Source organism: Alteromonas alvinellae, assembly GCF_902705805.1.
This window is the reverse complement of record NZ_CACSIH010000257.1, coordinates 38,863-57,197: the sequence shown is the minus strand read 5'-3', so window position 1 is coordinate 57,197 and position 18,335 is coordinate 38,863. Positions and strand designations below refer to the sequence as shown.

Annotated in this window: 19 protein-coding genes; 13 read left to right on the top strand and 6 right to left on the bottom strand. The window is 44.7% G+C overall.

Going from position 1 to position 18,335, the window contains the following annotated elements; all coding sequences use genetic code 11:
* The first annotated feature begins 161 nt into the window (after positions 1–161).
* From ACX5KA_RS19925 to nspC, 3 genes are all read left to right on the top strand, one after another.
* Positions 162–572, top strand: a complete 411-nt coding sequence (locus tag ACX5KA_RS19925; RefSeq protein WP_014950513.1) for a hypothetical protein — start codon at positions 162–164, stop codon at positions 570–572.
* A gap of 300 nt (positions 573–872) precedes the next feature.
* Positions 873–2,075: a saccharopine dehydrogenase family protein gene (locus ACX5KA_RS19920; RefSeq protein ID WP_014950514.1), complete on the top strand. Its 1,203-nt coding sequence runs from the start codon at positions 873–875 to the stop codon at positions 2,073–2,075.
* A gap of 176 nt (positions 2,076–2,251) precedes the next feature.
* On the top strand, positions 2,252–3,382 hold the full coding sequence (nspC, locus tag ACX5KA_RS19915) for a carboxynorspermidine decarboxylase (protein ID WP_458732032.1): 1,131 nt from the start codon (positions 2,252–2,254) through the stop codon (positions 3,380–3,382).
* A gap of 91 nt (positions 3,383–3,473) precedes the next feature.
* On the opposite strand, the gene ACX5KA_RS19910 is transcribed toward nspC, so the two are convergent.
* From ACX5KA_RS19910 to rsmI, 3 genes are all read right to left on the bottom strand, one after another.
* Positions 3,474–4,241 (bottom strand): glycosyltransferase family 2 protein, encoded by a 768-nt coding sequence (locus ACX5KA_RS19910; RefSeq protein ID WP_458732031.1) that lies wholly within the window; start codon positions 4,239–4,241, stop codon positions 3,474–3,476.
* Positions 4,242–4,324: 83 nt separating this feature from the next.
* Positions 4,325–4,588 (bottom strand): hypothetical protein, encoded by a 264-nt coding sequence (locus tag ACX5KA_RS19905; RefSeq protein ID WP_458732030.1) that lies wholly within the window; start codon positions 4,586–4,588, stop codon positions 4,325–4,327.
* A 98-nt stretch (positions 4,589–4,686) separates the two neighbouring features.
* On the bottom strand, positions 4,687–5,523 hold the full coding sequence (gene rsmI, locus ACX5KA_RS19900) for a 16S rRNA (cytidine(1402)-2'-O)-methyltransferase (RefSeq protein ID WP_458732029.1): 837 nt from the start codon (positions 5,521–5,523) through the stop codon (positions 4,687–4,689).
* A 141-nt stretch (positions 5,524–5,664) separates the two neighbouring features.
* On the opposite strand from rsmI, the gene ACX5KA_RS19895 reads away from it, so the two are divergent.
* From ACX5KA_RS19895 to ACX5KA_RS19850, 10 genes are all read left to right on the top strand, one after another.
* Positions 5,665–7,665 carry a penicillin-binding protein activator gene (locus tag ACX5KA_RS19895; protein WP_458732028.1) on the top strand — a complete coding sequence of 667 codons (2,001 nt, stop codon included), beginning with the start codon at positions 5,665–5,667 and terminating at the stop codon, positions 7,663–7,665.
* 4 nt (positions 7,666–7,669) lie between these two features.
* On the top strand, positions 7,670–8,011 hold the full coding sequence (locus ACX5KA_RS19890; RefSeq protein ID WP_014977255.1) for a YraN family protein: 342 nt from the start codon (positions 7,670–7,672) through the stop codon (positions 8,009–8,011).
* Positions 8,012–8,192: 181 nt separating this feature from the next.
* A complete protein-coding gene (locus ACX5KA_RS19885) occupies positions 8,193–9,281 on the top strand; it encodes a glycosyltransferase family 4 protein (protein ID WP_014977256.1) in 1,089 nt (362 codons plus the stop codon).
* 178 nt (positions 9,282–9,459) lie between these two features.
* A complete protein-coding gene (locus tag ACX5KA_RS19880) occupies positions 9,460–10,056 on the top strand; it encodes a phosphoheptose isomerase (RefSeq protein WP_458732027.1) in 597 nt (198 codons plus the stop codon).
* 23 nt (positions 10,057–10,079) lie between these two features.
* Entirely contained in the window at positions 10,080–10,655 is a 576-nt protein-coding gene (locus ACX5KA_RS19875; RefSeq protein ID WP_014950523.1) for a BON domain-containing protein, read from the top strand.
* Positions 10,656–10,674: 19 nt separating this feature from the next.
* On the top strand, positions 10,675–12,057 hold the full coding sequence (locus ACX5KA_RS19870; RefSeq protein WP_331284381.1) for an MFS transporter: 1,383 nt from the start codon (positions 10,675–10,677) through the stop codon (positions 12,055–12,057).
* Positions 12,058–12,182: 125 nt separating this feature from the next.
* A complete protein-coding gene (locus tag ACX5KA_RS19865) occupies positions 12,183–12,779 on the top strand; it encodes a DUF7010 family protein (RefSeq protein ID WP_014950525.1) in 597 nt (198 codons plus the stop codon).
* Between the two features lie 28 nt (positions 12,780–12,807).
* Positions 12,808–13,137, top strand: a complete 330-nt coding sequence (locus tag ACX5KA_RS19860; protein ID WP_014950526.1) for a DMT family transporter — start codon at positions 12,808–12,810, stop codon at positions 13,135–13,137.
* Between the two features lie 16 nt (positions 13,138–13,153).
* The gene (locus ACX5KA_RS19855; RefSeq protein ID WP_014950527.1) at positions 13,154–14,344 is read left to right on the top strand and encodes a sensor histidine kinase; all 1,191 of its coding nucleotides are present in this window, start codon (positions 13,154–13,156) and stop codon (positions 14,342–14,344) included.
* Complete coding sequence (locus ACX5KA_RS19850; protein ID WP_014950528.1) at positions 14,341–14,961, top strand: response regulator transcription factor; 621 nt, start codon at positions 14,341–14,343, stop codon at positions 14,959–14,961. Before ACX5KA_RS19855 ends, ACX5KA_RS19850 begins: the two co-directional genes overlap by 4 nt.
* A 7-nt stretch (positions 14,962–14,968) precedes the next feature.
* Here ACX5KA_RS19850 and ACX5KA_RS19845 read toward each other — a convergent pair whose 3' ends face one another.
* From ACX5KA_RS19845 to ACX5KA_RS19835, 3 genes are all read right to left on the bottom strand, one after another.
* A complete protein-coding gene (locus ACX5KA_RS19845) occupies positions 14,969–15,301 on the bottom strand; it encodes a hypothetical protein (RefSeq protein WP_014950529.1) in 333 nt (110 codons plus the stop codon).
* Between the two features lie 51 nt (positions 15,302–15,352).
* Entirely contained in the window at positions 15,353–15,625 is a 273-nt protein-coding gene (locus tag ACX5KA_RS19840) for a hypothetical protein (protein WP_014950530.1), read from the bottom strand.
* A gap of 126 nt (positions 15,626–15,751) precedes the next feature.
* Positions 15,752–18,016, bottom strand: a complete 2,265-nt coding sequence (locus ACX5KA_RS19835; RefSeq protein ID WP_014950531.1) for a TonB-dependent receptor — start codon at positions 18,014–18,016, stop codon at positions 15,752–15,754.
* Between the last annotated feature and the right edge of the window lie 319 nt (positions 18,017–18,335).

Here is an 18,335-nt window from a genome sequence, read left to right as displayed (position 1 = left end):
ATAACGGGGGAGACCATATACAGGCCCTAGGTTAGTCTCTTAATCTTTTAGTATGAAATGGTAATGTTTAGCTATCGCAATGGTGAATATTAAACTAATGTGACGTAGTAAGCGTAGGTATTAGCAAGTGTCCAGCAACGCTAACTCACAGGAGATGCGCTATGATCGACCGTCCAGTTACATTGCCAACGCCATTAAACGTACTCGTGTCGAAGTCACTAAGCTTATGTGAGCTTATATTACCCGTATGCGATGTGTTTTACCCCTTTGCTGCCATCTATGAAAACGGCCGAGTAGGTTGTATTTTCAACGACGAAACACAAGGTCAAAAGCGAGAGTCACAGCTTATCGAGCAGCTTCAGTGGCGAATTATCGATACCACCACCGACACAAACAGCTACAGCGTATTGGTTTATGCTGCGGCGGTTAATACCCAAGACAGTAAAACCCTCGACGCCATTGCCATAGCCACTGCTACACCAAATCATGAAGAGCGTTTGATTCTTTACCCTTATTACAAAGTTGATGATAAGGTAGTCATATCGCCACCAATTGATACGGTTACCCGGTGAAATTCGAGCGACTTTATATTTTAAACCGAGCAGAATTGCAGACACGTTAGTAATTTTAAAAACGTGTCTGCTTTCGTATCAGCTCAAACTTCTATTGAACGACGTATCTCGGCGTAGACCATAAACGGTCAATAATGAGGCCTTGGAAAGGTAGGCCGCTAGTAGGTGTGCAATACCTTTTACATTCGTTGTTACGATTAAAATTTTTTGTACTGTCATGGGCTGTCTTTGCTTGCCAAATCCCATTGGTCTGCTAGCATTCAGCCCAAAATTCATTAGCAAAATTAGGGATTAGTTATTATGTCTCGCGTTTTAATTATTGGTGCTGGCGGTGTTGCGTCGGTAACTGTGAAAAAATGTGCACGTTTACCGCAACATTTCGACGAAATTTACTTAGCAAGCCGCACGGTATCTAAGTGTGAAGCGCTACAGCAAGAAGTAGGTGCAGATCGCGTTAAGGGTGTTTTCGCTGTTGATGCTGACAACGCAAAAGAAGTGGAAGCACTTATCAACGAAGTAAAGCCAGACCTAGTAATCAACCTTGCGTTGCCATATCAAGACCTTCCAATCATGGATGCATGTCTTGCAACTAATACTGATTACCTAGACACCGCCAATTACGAGCCTAAAGACGAAGCGAAGTTTGAATACTCGTGGCAGTGGGCTTACCAAGACAAGTTTAAAGACGCGGGCATTATGGCCCTTCTTGGCAGTGGCTTTGATCCAGGTGTAACTAACGTTTACACAGCATATGCAGCTAAGCATTACTTCGACGAAATCCACTATCTTGATATCGTAGACTGTAATGGCGGCGATCACGGCCAGGCTTTCGCGACTAACTTCAACCCTGAAATCAACATTCGTGAGATTACCCAACGCGGTCGCTATTGGGAAAACGGCGAGTGGAAAGAAACCGATCCGTTAAGCGTACGTGAAGATCTGGACTATCAAAACATTGGTGTTCGCGCATCTTACCTGATGTTCCACGAAGAGCTAGAGTCTATTGTTAAGCACTTCCCTACCCTTAAGCGTGCACGCTTCTGGATGACCTTTGGCGATGCTTACCTTAACCACCTGCGTGTACTTGAAGGTATTGGTATGACTAGCATTGAGCCAGTTGAATTCCAAGGCCAGAAGATTGTACCACTAGAGTTCTTGAAAGCAGTACTTCCTAACCCAGGCTCACTTGCTGAAGGTTATAGCGGTATGACGTGCATTGGCACTTACATCACAGGCATTAAAGACGGCAAAGAAAAAACTATCTTTATCTATAACAACTGTGACCACGCGAAATGTAACGAAGAGGTAGGCGCGCAAGCAGTATCTTACACCACAGGTGTTCCTGCGATGATTGGCGCAGCGCTTATGCTTAACGGCACATGGAAAGAAGCAGGTGTATGGAACATGGAACAATTCGATCCAGACCCATTCATGGATATGCTTAACGAGCATGGTCTGCCATGGCACGTACTCGAATGTGAAGGTAGCCCTTTCACTAAATAATTGAAACATCAGGGCGCTTAATTCAAGCGCCCTTTTTTATTAACGCCACTATTTAAATCTAGATCAGATTACTGGAATGTAGGATACAGAGTAGTTTTGAGCTACGACCTGTAATGTAATACATTAGGCGTTTGATAAATGTTGAAAGCCGTTTTATTTTTTGGAGCTTTATCCCATTGACCGATTTAACTCAACGTACTGATATTCCCTCTCCTTGCTACGTGCTTGAAGAAGCAAAATTAATTAAAAACCTTGAGCTGATGAAACGGGTTCAAGACGAATCTGGCGCGCGTATTATCTTGGCGCTTAAAGGCTTTTCTATGTGGTCTTGCTTCGACATCATCAAACAGTACTTACACGGAGCAACGGCCAGTTCGGTTTGGGAAGCGAAACTTGCTGCAGAGATGGGTAAAGAAGTTCACGCATATTCTCCTGCGTACAAGGTTAATGACGCAAAGGAATTGGCGGGTCTTGTTAATCACCTGTCTTTTAATAGTTTGACCCAGTGGCATGCACACAAAGACGCACTTGCCAATGTGTCATTAGGCCTTCGTATAAATCCAGAGCATCAAGAAGCCGATACGCCACTGTACGACCCAGCTGCGCCAGGTTCGCGCCTGGGTATACGCGCTAGTGAGCTAGAAGGTGTAGACTTATCGGGTATTGAAGGTTTTCATTGTCACAACCTTTGTGAGTGTGACTCCTATGCTACTGCACGCACGCTTGAAGCTATTGAAAAACGCTTCGGAAAATGGCTTGGCCAATTAAAGTGGTTAAATCTAGGTGGTGGGCACCTGATGACCCGTGAAGGGTATGACGTTGAGCACCTTATAAAAACACTAAAAGATTTTAAAGCCCGTTACCCACATCTAGACGTAATTCTTGAGCCAGGGTCTGCGGTAGCATGGCAAACGGGACCTTTAATTTGCGAGGTGGTTGATATCGTAGAAAACGACGGAGATATCGCTATTTTAGACATTTCTGCCACTGCACACATGCCAGATGTACTGGAAATGCCTTATCGACCTACCATTTTGGGCGCGGGTATGCCTAATGAAAAAGCATATAATGTGAAGCTAGGTGGCAATTCGTGCCTTGCAGGCGATGTCATTGATACCTACTCATTCGATGCGCCGCTTAAGACCGGCGATCGATTACAGTTTGAGGATATGATGCATTACACCATGGTAAAAACCACCTTCTTCAACGGCGTAGAACACCCTGCTATCGGTATTCTGCGCGCTAACGGCGACTTTGAACTGGTTCGCGAATTCAGCTACGAAGACTTTAAAGGCCGTTTGTCTTAAACTTGAGACGAAAAATCAGTTAGCTATTCTCTATAAAAAAAGCCCGTGACATTGACGTCACGGGCTTTTTGTTTAGGTTCGTAAATGCAAATTATGAGTTCGATTTTGTCTGTTCTAGCGCCCAAAGGCCTGCGTACTTATTAAACTGATATTGTGCGAACAAAACAGCGAACAGGAATCCTCTACTTCCATCCAAGATCCCTAAGCGGAAAATATAGATTTGGATAAAGGTTAGCATTGACCTTAACAATGCCAACGCAAGCCCATGGCTCTTTTTACCTGCCTTAAATTTTTTAGTCGCCATTAGGCATGTGTAATCGCGATTTTTATGTAGCAAGTGTTCAAAATCACGCACTGAGTAATGTTTTAGATAGCCACCTTTCAAACAAATTGCCTCACCTTGATGTACCACTTTTTCATGGACAATATCTTTGGTGAAATGTGACGCTTCTCTTTTAAAAAGCCTTGTAGGTGCCCTGCCAGTCCTTCCAAATCTGGTAACTTTTCCAAGGAAAATATTGCGCCAACGCAATTTGTAAGCGTTATGAATGGGCTCGGACATGAGTAGTTTTGAGATAGTGGACGCTAGCTGCTCGTCCACTTCTTCATCTGCGTCGAGAGATAACACCCAATCGCACGTTGCTTTATCCAGAGCACGTTGCTTTTGAACACCAAAGCCCTGCCAATCAGTAACAAACACTTTGTCTGTAAATTGGTGAACAATTTCTACCGTTTTATCTGTGCTACCACTATCAAGAACAACAATCTCATCTGCTATTTTTTCGATAGACTTCAAACAACGGGCTATGCGGTCTTCTTCGTTTTTGGTAATAACAATAACAGAAAGGGTTTGGCGCATACTTCAATCCTAAAGAGAGCTTCTAAAACAGGCGAGTATACAATAAAAGTGTGCAGAATAATCGCTAAACACTGTTCTAGTGACTATACAACTCCACTTCCCGACGCCGCCTCAGATTTGTCTATCTCACCTTCAGCCAGTACTTCGTCATCTAACTCAATTTTAAATGACGTTCCCGCTTTTCCATTCAGGCTATAACGAAAGCCGTACATTTCGCCTTCATTTAGAGAAACATCCGCAAAGGTATTAGGGTGGATTAAGTCGTAAACACCTGAGTCGTTAGCTTGAGAAAATATATCAACTAACCATTTTCCTTCTGACATGGTGATTTTGAGTGTTTTTGTCATATGAGCCTCCATAAACCTCAGTCCTTTTTGAACTGGGCAGTTGACGTGAATTACACTCCTTTGTATTTATTCCAAGGCCCTTAAGATCAACAACGTGTTTACGCTTTTGCGTCTAGCCCAGCTTGATAAAGCGCATTCTTTTTCAAGTCATAGTGAGTGGCGACCACCGCCGCGGCCTTTTTAAGCGGCATGTGCTCACACAAAACACTTAGCAACGACATTGCCTCACTGGGTATCGCCTGGTCACTTACCTTCGCAGGGCCAATCATGACGACGAATTCGCCTTTCTGGTGCGCAACATCCGCATTGAGATAATCAATTACATCTTGCGCGCTGCCACTCACGTAGGTTTCGAAGGTTTTGGATAGCTCTTTCGCTACCACAATCTGGCGATCGCCTAGAACGCGCTGTATATCAGTAACGGTGTCTAAAATTCGACGTGGCGCTTCATAGTAAACAGTGGTGAACGTTCTATCTATTAGCGCTGACAACACGCTTTCACGTGCCTGCACTTTAACCGGTAGGAATCCTTCAAATATAAACTTGTCTGTTGGCAGTCCCGAAGCACTTAATGCTGTAATTGCAGCACATGGGCCCGGCAGAGCGCTAACCGGAATACCTTGCTCACGGCACTTGCGTACCAAAACAAAGCCCGGGTCGCTGATTAACGGCGTTCCAGCATCACTTATTAATGCTACCGACTCGCCGCCCTTTAAACGCTCACAAAGCATTGCTGTGCGCTTACCTTCGTTATGCTCATGCAGAGAAAGAGTTTTCGTTCCAATGCTAAAGTGCTGTAAGAGTCGAGCGCTGTGACGGGTGTCCTCGGCAGCGATCCAGCTTACTTCACTTAATACGCGTATTGCTCTGGCACTTATGTCGTCTAAATTACCAATAGGTGTTGGAACAATATATAAGGTGGCGGTGTCTGTCATAACAGTGATTAAGTCTTACGTTAATTTTGAAGAATATGCGATAAGTGTATCACGCCATTAGTCCAGATTATGCTGGCAAGCGTAGATTTTCACACTGGTTAAGATAAACTTGGCTTATAACGATGTAAAAGGAATGAAACTGTGCGTCATATTGGACAAGCTGGAAAAATCTTTACGCTATCAGCCGTCGCTTCTGTATTGGTGCTAACGGGCTGTGGAAGTACACCTAAAACCCAGTCAAAGCCTGTGGTAGTGGAACCTACCCCAATTGAAACCACACAGGTTGAAGATAACGTCACACCTGAGCACAAACTCCTTGAAGCAAAAAAAGTATGGGAGCGCACCCGCAACAAAGAACAGCGCGATACGCTGTTGCTGCAAGCGGCTGACCTGTACCTTCAAAATCAACAGCCCGTTTTGGCTCAGCAAGTGCTATATGAGGTAAAAGAAGACGGTATTTCAGGGGTAAATCAATCTTATTACTCCCTTCTGGTAACCAAAGCCTATGCGGGAATGCCTGATGCCTCGGCAGAAGAATTGCTGGCTATGTTGGATGGCGTAACCGGTAAAGGTGAAACCGCATTCCAAAAAGCGGAGCTTCAAACCCAGCTCTTCACGCAGCAAGGCAACCTGGCTGCGGCAGCGAATAGCGTATTAAAGACCAATCTTACTGACGATGAAAAAGTGCAACAAGTTTGGCAGTGGATTACCTCCATTCCTGCATCGTCACTAGATTCAGTAGGCAGTGCTTATCCCGACCTATCTCCTTTCATTACTCTTCGCGAACTAACTGAAGAAAACGCGTCGTCACCGGAAAAATTAGCCAAAAGCCTGCAGCAATTTAAGCAGGTTTATCGCGGTCATGTATTAGAAAACGCTTTGCCTGAAAACGTGATTGAAGCAACCGAGCTTACCGATGCTGGCGCCAACGATATTGCGGTTTTACTACCACTTTCTGGCAGGTTAGCACGCACAGGACAAGTCGTTAAAAATGGCATCATGGCGGCCTATTACACCGATGTTGAAAAGCGCCAAGATGAACATCTTCTACCTCGCCTTCGTTTTATCGACACCAACGAAGTAGATACACAGCATTTACTCAGCGAAATTGGCGATACCAAGTTCATCATTGGCCCTCTTTTAAAAGACACTGTTGAGCGTTTAATTCCCAGTTTGCCGCTTGGTGTGAACGTACTTGCATTAAACAGGCCTGACGAATTGCCAGACAATGCGTCTGCTAAAGGGGTGACAACAGGATCATCAAATCCGGCGATAGCCGATGATGCTCTTGCCTCTGGTACAGGTCTCGCAGGTGATGACACACAAAATGAACTCCACTCATTAGGCTTGCCTACCTCGCTGAATTATTACGGACTAGCACCAGAAGATGAAGCAAAGCAGCTTGCTGAATTTATCTTTAATAAAGGATATCGTGCGCCTATCGTTATTGCCGCACAAAGCAGTCTGTACCAGCGAATGGACGACACCTTTAAAAAGCACTGGCGAATACTCAACAATCAGGAAAACAAGCAGCGCGCCAACATAACGTCGGTATCGTTTAACGACAGTAATTCACTTCGAGAGGGAATTACACAGGCGCTAGATGTGGCGCAAAGCAACGAGCGTATCAATCAAATTGAGTACATGACAAATGATGAAGTGTACAACATGCCTCGCAGTAGGCGTGATATTGATGCCATTGTTGCATTTGCCTCACCTCAAGACACAGAACTGCTTAACCCCATTATCGAAGCGAGCTTAAACCCATACGATGGCAAACAAGTCCCCGTGTATGCCACCTCTCGTTCAATGGATTACGACAGCGGGAAAAACCAATGGCGTGACCTGCAGAATGTGCACTTTATCGACATGCCTTGGTTAATGCCTTCACATAGTTGGCAACCTCTTCAGCAGGAGGTTGAACAGGCTTGGCAAAATCAAAATACTATGCAAAAACGTTTATTTGCGTTCGGTTTTGATGCCTATCAGTTGTTGCCTCAGCTAGGCATGCTGAACACGCTAAAATATCTTTCACACGAAGGGTTAACGGGTACACTTTCCCTTAATCAACAAGGTGAAGTAATACGCAAACAGCCTCAGGCAATTATTCGTAACGAAAAAGTTCAAATGCTTTCGGAGTGAAATTATGTCAACACTGCAAGGGAGTGCAGCAGAAGACAAGGCCTGTAAATATCTGATGGAACAAGGCCTTACTCTTCGATGTCGAAATTACCACACTCGGCGTGGCGAGCTCGACATTGTAATGCAAGACGGCAGCACCATAGTGTGCGTTGAAGTTAAATACCGAAGACGAAATCAGTTTGGCAGTGCTCTAGAGTTTGTGACTGCCAAAAAGCTCCAGCGAATTCAGGCTGCGTTTGATTTCTATTTGTTAGATAATGGCTTAAATCCAGCGTCTACTTCTCTGCGAATAGACGTTGTTGCCATAGACGGAGACAACCTTCAGTGGTTGAAGAACGTGGGCTAAAGACTGACAATATCCAGCTTTTAAACTGATGTTCCCCAAAGAGGACTGGAAGCGTACGCCAACGATGAGCGCGGCCGATATTGATGAAAATGTCTTTATGTCAGACGTATTCCGTTTGTTTTATCTTATGATTTGCAACCCTTCATCGGTTTGATGAAAGTTTCTTAGGTTCCCACAAATAATGAGTCATCCCAACAACAAGGTTTCGTCCAGCAGCGTTGATAACCAAGAAATAGAGCTAATAGTCGGCAACTCCAGCTCTAATTTTTCTGGCGTAACGTCTACGATGCTGCAAGTAACATCGCTACAGAAGCATATGATTAATTTGCGGATAATGGGCAAGCATTTTGTTCCAGACCCATCAATGACTATTACTTTTTGGGAGGTCGCAAAAATGTGTCGACGCCCGCTTAGTAATGGTAAGTGGCGAATTTTTCATGCACGTCGCGTTGACGAGATGATTCAGGGTGTGATCCTCAAATACGTGTTTCGCGCCAAAATAAAGCTTGTATTTAGCTCTGCCGCTCAGCGAAAGCGTTCGGCTTCTACGGTGTGGTTAAGCAATAAAATGGATGCGGTTATTGCAATGAGTAATCGCTCTGCAAAATATTTAAATAAGCCCCCCGCCAAGATAAATCTCCACGGTGTGCAAATAGACAACTACACGCCAGCAGAAAACAAGCAAGAAGCTTGGCAAGCATTAGGCTACGGCGGCAAGTACGGCATTGGCATTCTGGGCAGAGTTAGAGAGCAAAAAGGCGTTCATCTATTTGTTGAAGCATGCATCAAAGTATTGCCCAAATACCCTGACGTGAACGCAGTAGTTGTAGGTGCCATATCCTCGAGTAACCAAGAATTTGTAAACGAGCTTAAAGAAAAAATTTCTAAAGCCGGGTTAACTGACCGAATTGTTTTCACCGGTGAATTGCCGTTTGAGCAAATTCCTAGAATCTTCAGTGCACTGTCATTAGTAAGTGCACTTAGCTATAACGAAGGGTTTGGATTAACTGTACCTGAAGCCATGAGTGCTGGGGCTGCGGTATTAGCTACTCAGGCGGGCGCATGGGAAGACATCATCAGGCCAGGCGTTGATGGGTATATTGTTCCTACCAAAGACCAGCAAGCTGTCACAGAAAAGATGGATTTGCTGCTTTCGGATATGGACAAACTCGCAGAAATGGGCAAAGCCGGACGCGAACACGTTGTGAAAAATTTTAAGGTTGAAGATGAAGCTAGAAACCTGGTTGAGTTTTTTCGCACGCTTCAATAGTAAATGCGAGTTGATTATCGCGAGCGATAAACGTTAGGCCGTTTTTCTCTCGCGCTGAGGCCACAGTTTAAACCTCTGACTTTCAGATACTGGCCATTACAAAAATCAAGGCGCTGTAATGCAGCGCAAAAAATTTCACTAAATGGTCTGCCATTTGGTGAAAACAAAGAGATGACACATGATTGAACAGATAAAAGCGAATTTTACCGAGAGCATACAAACCAAAATAGCGGCATCGGAAATATTGCCAGAGCATATTGAGAAAGCGGCGTACATGATAGTGGAAGCCTTAATTAGAGGTAATAAAGTACTAAGCTGCGGTAATGGCGGGTCTGCAGGTGATGCGCAGCATTTTGCTTCTAATATGCTCAACCGGTATGAACGCGATCGCCCCAGCTTACCGGCAATCGCGCTAAGCACAGACACCTCTACCCTAACGTCGATTGCAAACGACTATAACTTCGAAGAAATCTTTGCGAAGCAAGTACGGGCGCTCGGCCAACCCGGAGATATACTGTTGGCTATTTCAACCAGTGGTAACTCTCGTAACGTCATAGCAGCGATGGAAGCGGCATTATCTCGCGATATGACCATTGTCGCGCTTACTGGCAAAGACGGCGGTGAAATGGCGGGCTTTTTAAGTGAACATGATGTAGAAATTCGCGTACCGTCAAACCGCACTTCGCGTATTCAAGAAGTTCATTTACTGGTAATTCACAATTTATGTGAATGCATTGACGACAGCTTATTCCCTGCCAATCACGGCGACGAGTAGTAAAACAGATAACGAGGACACAAGTGAAAAATTTGGGACTACTGGGTTCTTTATTAGCCCTAATTCTTACATTACAAGGGTGTGTAGTGGCCGTTGGAGCTGCAGGCGCGATGGCTGCGAAAGTGGCTAATGACAGACGTACTGTGGGCACGCAGCTTGATGACCAAAATGCCGATGCTGCGGTGTCGTATCAATGGTCGAAAAGCGATGCGCTTAAAGAGCAAGCTAACCTTCAAGTGGATGTTTATAACGGTGTAGCTTTGCTAACCGGGCAAGCGCCAAACCAAGGCTTAGTTGACGAAGCTGTGCGCCGCGCCCAAGAAGTAAGCTATATCAAAAAAATTCACAACCAAATTAGAATTGGCGAGGCGATAGGTGCAGGCACACAAGCCAACGACCTGTGGTTAGCGTCAAAAGTGCGTACTAAAATTGTGGCAGACGAACGAGTGCCTGCTCTACAAGTTAAGGTAGTGGTTCAAGATTCAGAAGTATTCCTGATGGGTCGGTTAACCAATTTAGAAGCCACAGCCGCTGTAGATATTGCTCGCAATATTACGGGTGTCGCGCGCGTAGTTAGAGCCTTTGAAATTGTTCAATAGAGAGTTCGCCACTGCCCTTTTGGTTGCAGGGGCACTCTTTATGGAAATTTTAGACGCCACGGTTATCACCACGGCGTTACCTGTCATTGCTGCCGACTTCAATGTGCCGGCAGCCCACCTATCTATTGGAGTATCGGCATACTTAGTAGCCGTAACACTTTTTATTCCATTAAGTGGTTACGCCGCCGATAAATTTGGCGCTCGCACTATATTTGTAGCAGCGATTGCCGTATTTACTTTTGCCTCGGTGCTTTGTGGTCTGAGTACCAGCTTATTCGAATTTACCTTATCTCGAATTCTTCAAGGTTTAGGCGGGGCAATGATGGTTCCCGTGGGAAGATTAGTAGTTCTGCGGGACTTGCCAAAGGAAAAGCTGGTAAAAACCGTGGCCATTATAACCTGGCCTGCGTTAAGCGCACCGCTACTAGGCCCTGTGCTAGGCGGTTACATCGCCACTCATTTCAGCTGGCAGTGGATTTTTTATATGAATATTCCACTGGGCATAATCGCTATCATCGCGTCACTGTATCTCCTTAAAAACATTAAAGGCAATGTAGGTAAATTCGATATTAAAGGCTTTTTGCTCACCGGTATCGGCTTTGCGCTATTTATGGCGGGGATCGAGTTTTTAGCGAGTACCAGCGACAAGCTTATTCGACCACTTGGCATCATCGCTATTGGCTTAGTACTCATGGTATTGGCAGTCAAACACGTAAAAACGGCCAAGAACCCACTATTTTCTTTCGATGCGATGCAACACAAAACCTTCCGGCTTACTGTGTTTGGCGGCTCTGTTATGCGTGTCGCACTTGGCAGTGCACCGTTTCTTGTGCCACTCATGCTCCAGCTTGGATTAGGTTACTCACCTGTAGAAGCCGGCTCACTGTTGCTGTGGCTGTTTGCTGGAAACTTAGCGATAAAGCCAGCGACAACGTGGATCATGAATACCTTCGGCTTCAAACGCGTGCTTGTAGTAAACGGCGTGCTCATCGCCCTTGGTTTTGTGGCGCTCGCGATGATAAATCACTCCACATCGTCATTTACTATTGCCGTTATTTTATTTGTTAACGGTATTACTCGCTCAATGCACTTAACGTTAATAAACACCATTGCTTTTGCCGACGTACCACCCAATAAAATGCGAGACGCAAACACGCTAGGCGCCATTTTAATGCAAATGAACCGCGGTCTTGGCATTACCCTTTCTGCGCTTGCTATCGCTGCTGCAGCATTCATTCTTGGACAAAGCGCCAATATGCCAAACCTACAAACGTTTACGCTATCTATGATGTTTATGGCCGCAGTAGCACTTGTCAGCATTTACGATAGCTTAATGCTGTCTAAGGAAGATGGTGATTCAGTGTTAAACAAACGAAAAGCGAAAAAAGCACGACAGACTTAGTTCATAGGCTTCATTAAGTGAACTGATGACAATTGTCATACGCGATTGGTGACGTTTGTGACTAACGCAATCTGAGGTACCTCGGCATACTTTACCTATAGACATTACAACATCAGGTAAAGCTCATGGAACAAGTATCTCACGCTTCGTCAATAACTCCCGCTCAGAATGCTTCCATCCCGTTGGAACAGCAGCGCGAAGATTTTAAAAAGAACCGATTCATTGCCATGCCGCTGGCAGGCACTGTTGTTTGGGCTCTGCTTGGTATCAGCGCTCCTTTTGTATCTGAATTAACCATAACCTGGTTGCTGTATATCGGCACAGGTGCCATCTTCTACCTCGGTGCAGGTCTCTCCTACCTCACCGGCGAGCGATTTTTTGCCAAGAAGGCAGCAAAGAACAGTTTTGATCGTCTTTTCTTCGTTGGCATGATCATGAGCCTAATGGTATTTGCCATTGCGCTTCCCGTTGCAGCCATCGACCACACCACCGTTCCATTGAGTATTGGCATTCTCGCAGGCCTGATGTGGATGCCTTTATCATGGGCTATCGAACACTGGATAGGCTACTTTCACACGCTAACCAGAACCTTCGGCATTGTCGCCGCCTGGTACTTGTTTCCCGATGCACGGGTAGAGGCAATATCGGCTGTGATTGTCGCTGTCTACATTGTGTCATTAATCACCCTTGAACGCCGTTTTCAATCAATCAAATCTAACTAATTTCACTTTAACTAAGAAGGAATGCATTATGACTTATTTACTTTTAGCAGTTGCAGTTATCACCGAAGTTACCGCTACCATGCTGCTTAAAATGTCGAACGGATGGGAGAAGTGGGCTTTTGGGTACGGCGCTATCTTTTTCTACGCGATATCTGGGATGCTGTTTGCCATGGTCTTAAAGAATATGGGAATTGGGGTCGCCTACGCCATTTGGTCGGGTATGGGAATCGCACTTATCACTGCTGCTTCGGTGGTATTTTGGAAACAAACTTTCGACATTTATGCCGTGCTGGGTATTATGTTGATTATCTCTGGTACGCTGCTAATTACTAGCAAGTCTGCCGTTGTATTTCAGTAGGGACGAAGTACTCACAATGCTCAGCAATAAAAGCATACAAGATAGTTACAGCGCGGTGCCTGCCGTCAAAAACGAGAGCACCGCGCCTGACATGCCCCTTTTGGCAAGTGGACGGAAAAAGCGCTGGTCTCACGGAAGCTTGTTTTTTTCACTGTTCTTCTTTGTTCCACTCATTATTTCCCGTCCTCTTCCCATCGAAACATGGGTACTTCAAACCCTGGGATACCTTAGCTTTGTCATTCTTTACATTAAAGCCATAAACCAGCCTGTTAAAACACTGCCCACTTATTTGCTACTCATGTTTCTACTTTCGGTAGCATGCAGCTTTCAAAACCCTGGTGGCGCAACCATTATCGGCTTTATTGCTTTTATCGTAGGTTATTACAATTCGCTCAAGACAGGCATAATGAGCATAGGCGTGATGATGCTGGTACTCGTGTCACTGCACATTACCGTATTTAATAACGCACATTTTCTTTTAAGTGCTTCGTTGCTCAACAGCTTAGTGCTATTCGGGTTTGGTGTTATGGAGCGCAAAGAAACGCTCCATAGTCTGAAAGAGAGCCAGCAAGCCGAAGCACTACGAGTATTGTCTGCGATCGCTGAACGTGAGCGAATAGGCAGAGACTTACATGATGTTGCGGGTCACGCACTCAGCTCTATTTCGTTAAAGGCACAACTGGCCGATAAACTCATAAGCAAAGATAAGATTGAAGACGCGCATCGCGAGGTGAAAGCGCTGGCACAGCTTTCTCAAGCGCTACTGAGTGATATTCGTCAAGCAGTGTCAGATATCAAGCAGCTTTCTCTTAGCGATGAAATAGCAAAAGACAAATCACTGTTAGAAGAAAACGGCTTTAATGTTACAACCGATATTGAAGGCGGCGCTGAAGCACGTTTAAGCGCTAAACAAGAAAGCCAGCTTGCGCTTATTATCAAAGAGCTGACAACCAATACCTTACGCTATTCAAACGGTAACGCGGTATCCCTTGATCTTGAAGTTAATGAGCAAACCGTGAAAATGACCTATAAAGATCATGGCGTAGTTGAGAACACCGCATCAATTAAAGAAGGAAACGGATTAATGGGAATTAGAGAACGCGCGGCGTCTATTCATGCGGATGTGGACATTTCTTTCCTTCCCCACCCTATTGTCAGGGTTCAGCTTACTGCCGAGCAATCTTTGTCACATAAGGCTTCCCTATGAACTCAAAAGCGCCAACTACCATTTTGATTGTTGAAGATCAGTCGCTGGTTCGCGATGCCATTGCCATGCTTCTGTCATTAGAAGACGACTTAACCATTGTTGAAAAGTGCAGTAATGGAAAGGAAGCCATTGATTATTTAAATGATAACCCTGCACCACACATTATTTTGAGCGATATTGAAATGCCGCTGGTTTCAGGGCTAGATCTAGCCGCCCACATTGCAAAGCAAAATCTCAATACCAAGGTGGTATTAATGACTACCTTTTCTAAACCAGGCTACATCAAGCGTGCATTAAGTTTAGGGGTTAAGGGTTTTATATTGAAAGAGTCTGACAGCGACTACCTGATAGATGCCATTCACAAAGTCTCTGCGGGAGAAAAGGTAATTTCGACTGAGCTCGCCATCATGGCTCTTGACGACAACAATCCACTGTCGCAAAAAGAAATGTCCGCACTAAAACTTGCTTCAGAAGGGCTTAAAACCCAAGGCATTGCTCAATCACTGTTTTTATCTGAAGGTACGGTAAGAAACTACCTCTCTGAGGCTATTTCAAAGCTCGATGCGACCAACCGCGTAGATGCTGCTCGCATAGCTAAACAAAAAGGTTGGCTATAATAAAGGCTTAAAACCACGTCGTAGCAATTGCTGTAGACGTCGGTATATTTAGCTTTTCAGACAAACCGGTAAGCACGCGTTCGGGACCGTATACGATACCTTGCTGTTTAGCGGTCCATACGCAGGTTAAAATACTCGTACCTTTGCGTAATTCACACTGCCACTTAGCGGTCGTTTCAGCGAGCCGTTCGTAGTCATCTTCTATTTCCCAACCTCCGTCTACATGGTCTACGATAAGTTGTTCAAATTGAGCGAACGGAATAGGTTGAATGATTACCCATTCGTTTTTCTTAAACTTTTTTTCTAACCGCGATTTTTTAAAACTGGTAAACAATCCCACGCTCCATCTCCGTATGATTGAAAGGCCCTACTTACTACAAAAGCACGTCTTCTATTTCGACACCGTTCCCATAATCTGCCCTGAAGGTGTTGGACAAGAACACGATGTTCCAACCATTTCACTATTTGACGTTGGGCACGCGCCATACTCACCGTTTCCGCTATAACGACATTGGTTACCAAATTCAGGTTTAGCAACTACAACCTTGCCGTTTTTCTTCGCGTTTATATCTTCATCGTCGGGTAAATACACCGTGTAGGTACACCCTGACAAAAGCATATTAACAACAAGAAAACCAATACCGTAAAGTGCTTTCACTTTCATAAATAGTTGCTGGGCATTTTTAGAACAGTTTTAAAACTATGCTAATAATGAAGATAAAACAAGAAAAAATAAGCAAAAAAAAGCCAGTCTTTAGACTGGCTTTATAATTGTAACTCGTTGTAGCTATTAGAATTCAGTTGAGAATCTAACACCAAACTCGCTTGCGTCGTTGCTTAGAATTTGCAGGATGTAGTCACCTGTATTCAAGCGTGCATTGTCGTAACGCTCATCAAAAATATTGCGACCGTAAAGTGCAACAGTATACGCATCATTCGCTGGCGTATAAGCGATGTCGAAGTTAACAAGCTCACGGCTATCAAGTTTAGTCATACGCTCAGGTGCTGAAGTAGGCTCACCATACATTTCTGCACGATATGAGTAATCTGCACGTACGCGAATTGAATCACCACCATCAAGCTCAAAGGTATACTGCGGACCAATTGCAAGGGTTAGGTCTGGAGTAAGTGGCGCTACAGGATTGAATCCATCTTGCTCTTCAACATCAACATCCATATAACCAACGCTGGTCATCATGCTGAAGTTGCCATAGGTAAACGTAGCATCAGCTTCAACACCACGAGATGTTTGCTCTACCACAAGGTTTGCGGTGTCGAAGCCACCTTCGCTCACGCGACTTACTTGGTAAGGAAGATCTTCAAACTCAGTGTTAAATACTGCAACGCTAATGTCGAAGTAATCATTCACACGACCTTTAATACCTACTTCATAGTTAGTAGCAGTAATATTGTCAGACGCCGTAAAACAGTTATTTGCGCGAACCGCCGCTTGAGCGCCTTCGATATCATCAAAGCCACCTGCACCGAAGAACTCACCAATTAGGCAGTAAGGACGTGCTGGGAATTGACCCGACTGGTAGCCAGACTGAATTGTCGCATAGCCTGTCATGCCATTTTCAAATGTGTAGTTAGTGGCGAGTTCCCACGTCACTTCGTCCCAATCATTTGAATCATAGATAGTACCAAGTGCTGAAAATACGTTCGCTGATGCTTCTTTTTCATCTTTCGTGTAACGAAGGCCACCAGAAAGGCTAAGCTCATCAGTTAAGTCACGGCGAACGTTAACGTAAACCGCTTTTGAAGTGGTTTCTTGATCGAGCTCTAGCAGGTTAGCCCCACCGTCAAAACTAGAGTCATCACCTTGACGGTTGCTACCTTCTTCATTGAAGTAGTAAACACCAGCAACAAAGTCAGTGTATTCGTTGATATAGCCGTTAAGCTGAAGTTCGATTGATGTTTGATCGGCTTCGCCACGCTCAGGGAACTGATCCAACGAGTAAATTGTACCGTCATCATCAAGACCTGCTTTGTACTTAGATGTACGCTGGCTTGCAACAACCTTTGCAGTGTAGTCTTCGTTAATGTCCCACTCCGTAGTGAGTGAAAGACCACGCGCTTCGTTCGACACGCCAGTTACTGCTTCAGTACCTGTTGCATTGTCGTAGATATCAGCGCCTTCAGGTGTCACATCTGTGTTTCGTAACGGTACGCCAACACCATTCTGACCACCGAAGTAGCGATCTGAACCCACTTCATCAATTAGCACAGTGTAAGGACGCAGACCGCCGTCACCATTGTTAGCATCTGCAGTTAATACCATGCGGAAGTCATTTGATGGCTCCCACTTAAGAGAAACGCGGCCAGAAACATCTTCAGTCTCACCAACATCGTACTCGGCGTTAGGCACGTTGATGAACTCACCAAGACCATCGCGCTTGTTAAATGACAGGTTCATGTTAAACGCTACGGTTTCTGAAAGACCGTGGTTAACAAAAAGATCAGCTTTAACGCGACCACGTGTACCAAATTCAGTGTTGATTTTGGTTACATCACCTTGGTCTGGCTCTTTTGTGATGATGTTAATTGCACCACCAATCGAGTTACGACCATATAGCGTACCTTGAGGGCCACGAAGTACCTCAATACGCTCAATATTATTTAGGCTCCAGTTTTGACCAACCTGACGGCCCAGATAAACACCGTCTACATAAACACTCACACCCGGATCGGTTGTGATTAGGTGATCTTGAAGACCAATACCACGAATAAATGGGTTTACAGACGATGTGTGGCCGGCAGAGAAACCAGTAACATTTAGGTTTGGAACGAATTTACCAACGTCAGTCAGGTCAGTAATACCTTGGTCAGCTAACTTGTCGCCATCGAAGGCGCTAATAGCAATTGGAACTTCATAGATAACTTGAGGGCGTTTTGTTGCGGTAACGGTAATGGCTTCAAATTGTTGCTCTTCAGTTGCTTCTGCTTCTTGGGCAACGGCAATATTTGAAATTGCTGGAACGGTCATCGCTACTGCTAGTGCGACAGGTGAAAGCTTACTGGCGAGTGCCTTAGACACGTCAGTATTGGTTTTCATGGTATAACCCCTTTGCGTGAGTGTTAGGTGTAATAATATTTTTAGGCCGCTTCAAGTTCTTCTTTGGAACTTTGAAAGACTAAACTCACTAATTTAAGAGGCGCACATAACCTTGTGCTTATACTGGATTACAGGCAATAAAAAAGTAAGTCGCAATAAAACATTACAAACTTACTTTCAATGAAACTCTGCTTTAAAAGTAGAACTTACTTTTCCAGCCCTCTAAAATTCAGTAGAAGAATTTAGGCTTGAAGACTGGAACGATATGTTACCGTTAGATTACGATCTTGCAAAGTAAAATATTACACTTTCACTAAAA

What these genes read in the sequence shown, in the direction of transcription:
- ACX5KA_RS19925 (WP_014950513.1), top strand. Translation starts at nt 162, where the DNA reads ATGATCGACCGTCCAGTTACATTGCCAACGCCATTAAACGTACTCGTG.
- ACX5KA_RS19920 (WP_014950514.1), top strand. Translation starts at nt 873, where the DNA reads ATGTCTCGCGTTTTAATTATTGGTGCTGGCGGTGTTGCGTCGGTAACT.
- ACX5KA_RS19910 (WP_458732031.1), bottom strand. Translation starts at nt 4,241, where the DNA reads ATGCGCCAAACCCTTTCTGTTATTGTTATTACCAAAAACGAAGAAGAC.
- ACX5KA_RS19905 (WP_458732030.1), bottom strand. Translation starts at nt 4,588, where the DNA reads ATGACAAAAACACTCAAAATCACCATGTCAGAAGGAAAATGGTTAGTT.
- rsmI (WP_458732029.1), bottom strand. Translation starts at nt 5,523, where the DNA reads ATGACAGACACCGCCACCTTATATATTGTTCCAACACCTATTGGTAAT.
- ACX5KA_RS19890 (WP_014977255.1), top strand. Translation starts at nt 7,670, where the DNA reads ATGTCAACACTGCAAGGGAGTGCAGCAGAAGACAAGGCCTGTAAATAT.
- ACX5KA_RS19885 (WP_014977256.1), top strand. Translation starts at nt 8,193, where the DNA reads ATGAGTCATCCCAACAACAAGGTTTCGTCCAGCAGCGTTGATAACCAA.
- ACX5KA_RS19880 (WP_458732027.1), top strand. Translation starts at nt 9,460, where the DNA reads ATGATTGAACAGATAAAAGCGAATTTTACCGAGAGCATACAAACCAAA.
- ACX5KA_RS19865 (WP_014950525.1), top strand. Translation starts at nt 12,183, where the DNA reads ATGGAACAAGTATCTCACGCTTCGTCAATAACTCCCGCTCAGAATGCT.
- ACX5KA_RS19860 (WP_014950526.1), top strand. Translation starts at nt 12,808, where the DNA reads ATGACTTATTTACTTTTAGCAGTTGCAGTTATCACCGAAGTTACCGCT.
- ACX5KA_RS19855 (WP_014950527.1), top strand. Translation starts at nt 13,154, where the DNA reads ATGCTCAGCAATAAAAGCATACAAGATAGTTACAGCGCGGTGCCTGCC.
- ACX5KA_RS19850 (WP_014950528.1), top strand. Translation starts at nt 14,341, where the DNA reads ATGAACTCAAAAGCGCCAACTACCATTTTGATTGTTGAAGATCAGTCG.
- ACX5KA_RS19840 (WP_014950530.1), bottom strand. Translation starts at nt 15,625, where the DNA reads ATGAAAGTGAAAGCACTTTACGGTATTGGTTTTCTTGTTGTTAATATG.
- ACX5KA_RS19835 (WP_014950531.1), bottom strand. Translation starts at nt 18,016, where the DNA reads ATGAAAACCAATACTGACGTGTCTAAGGCACTCGCCAGTAAGCTTTCA.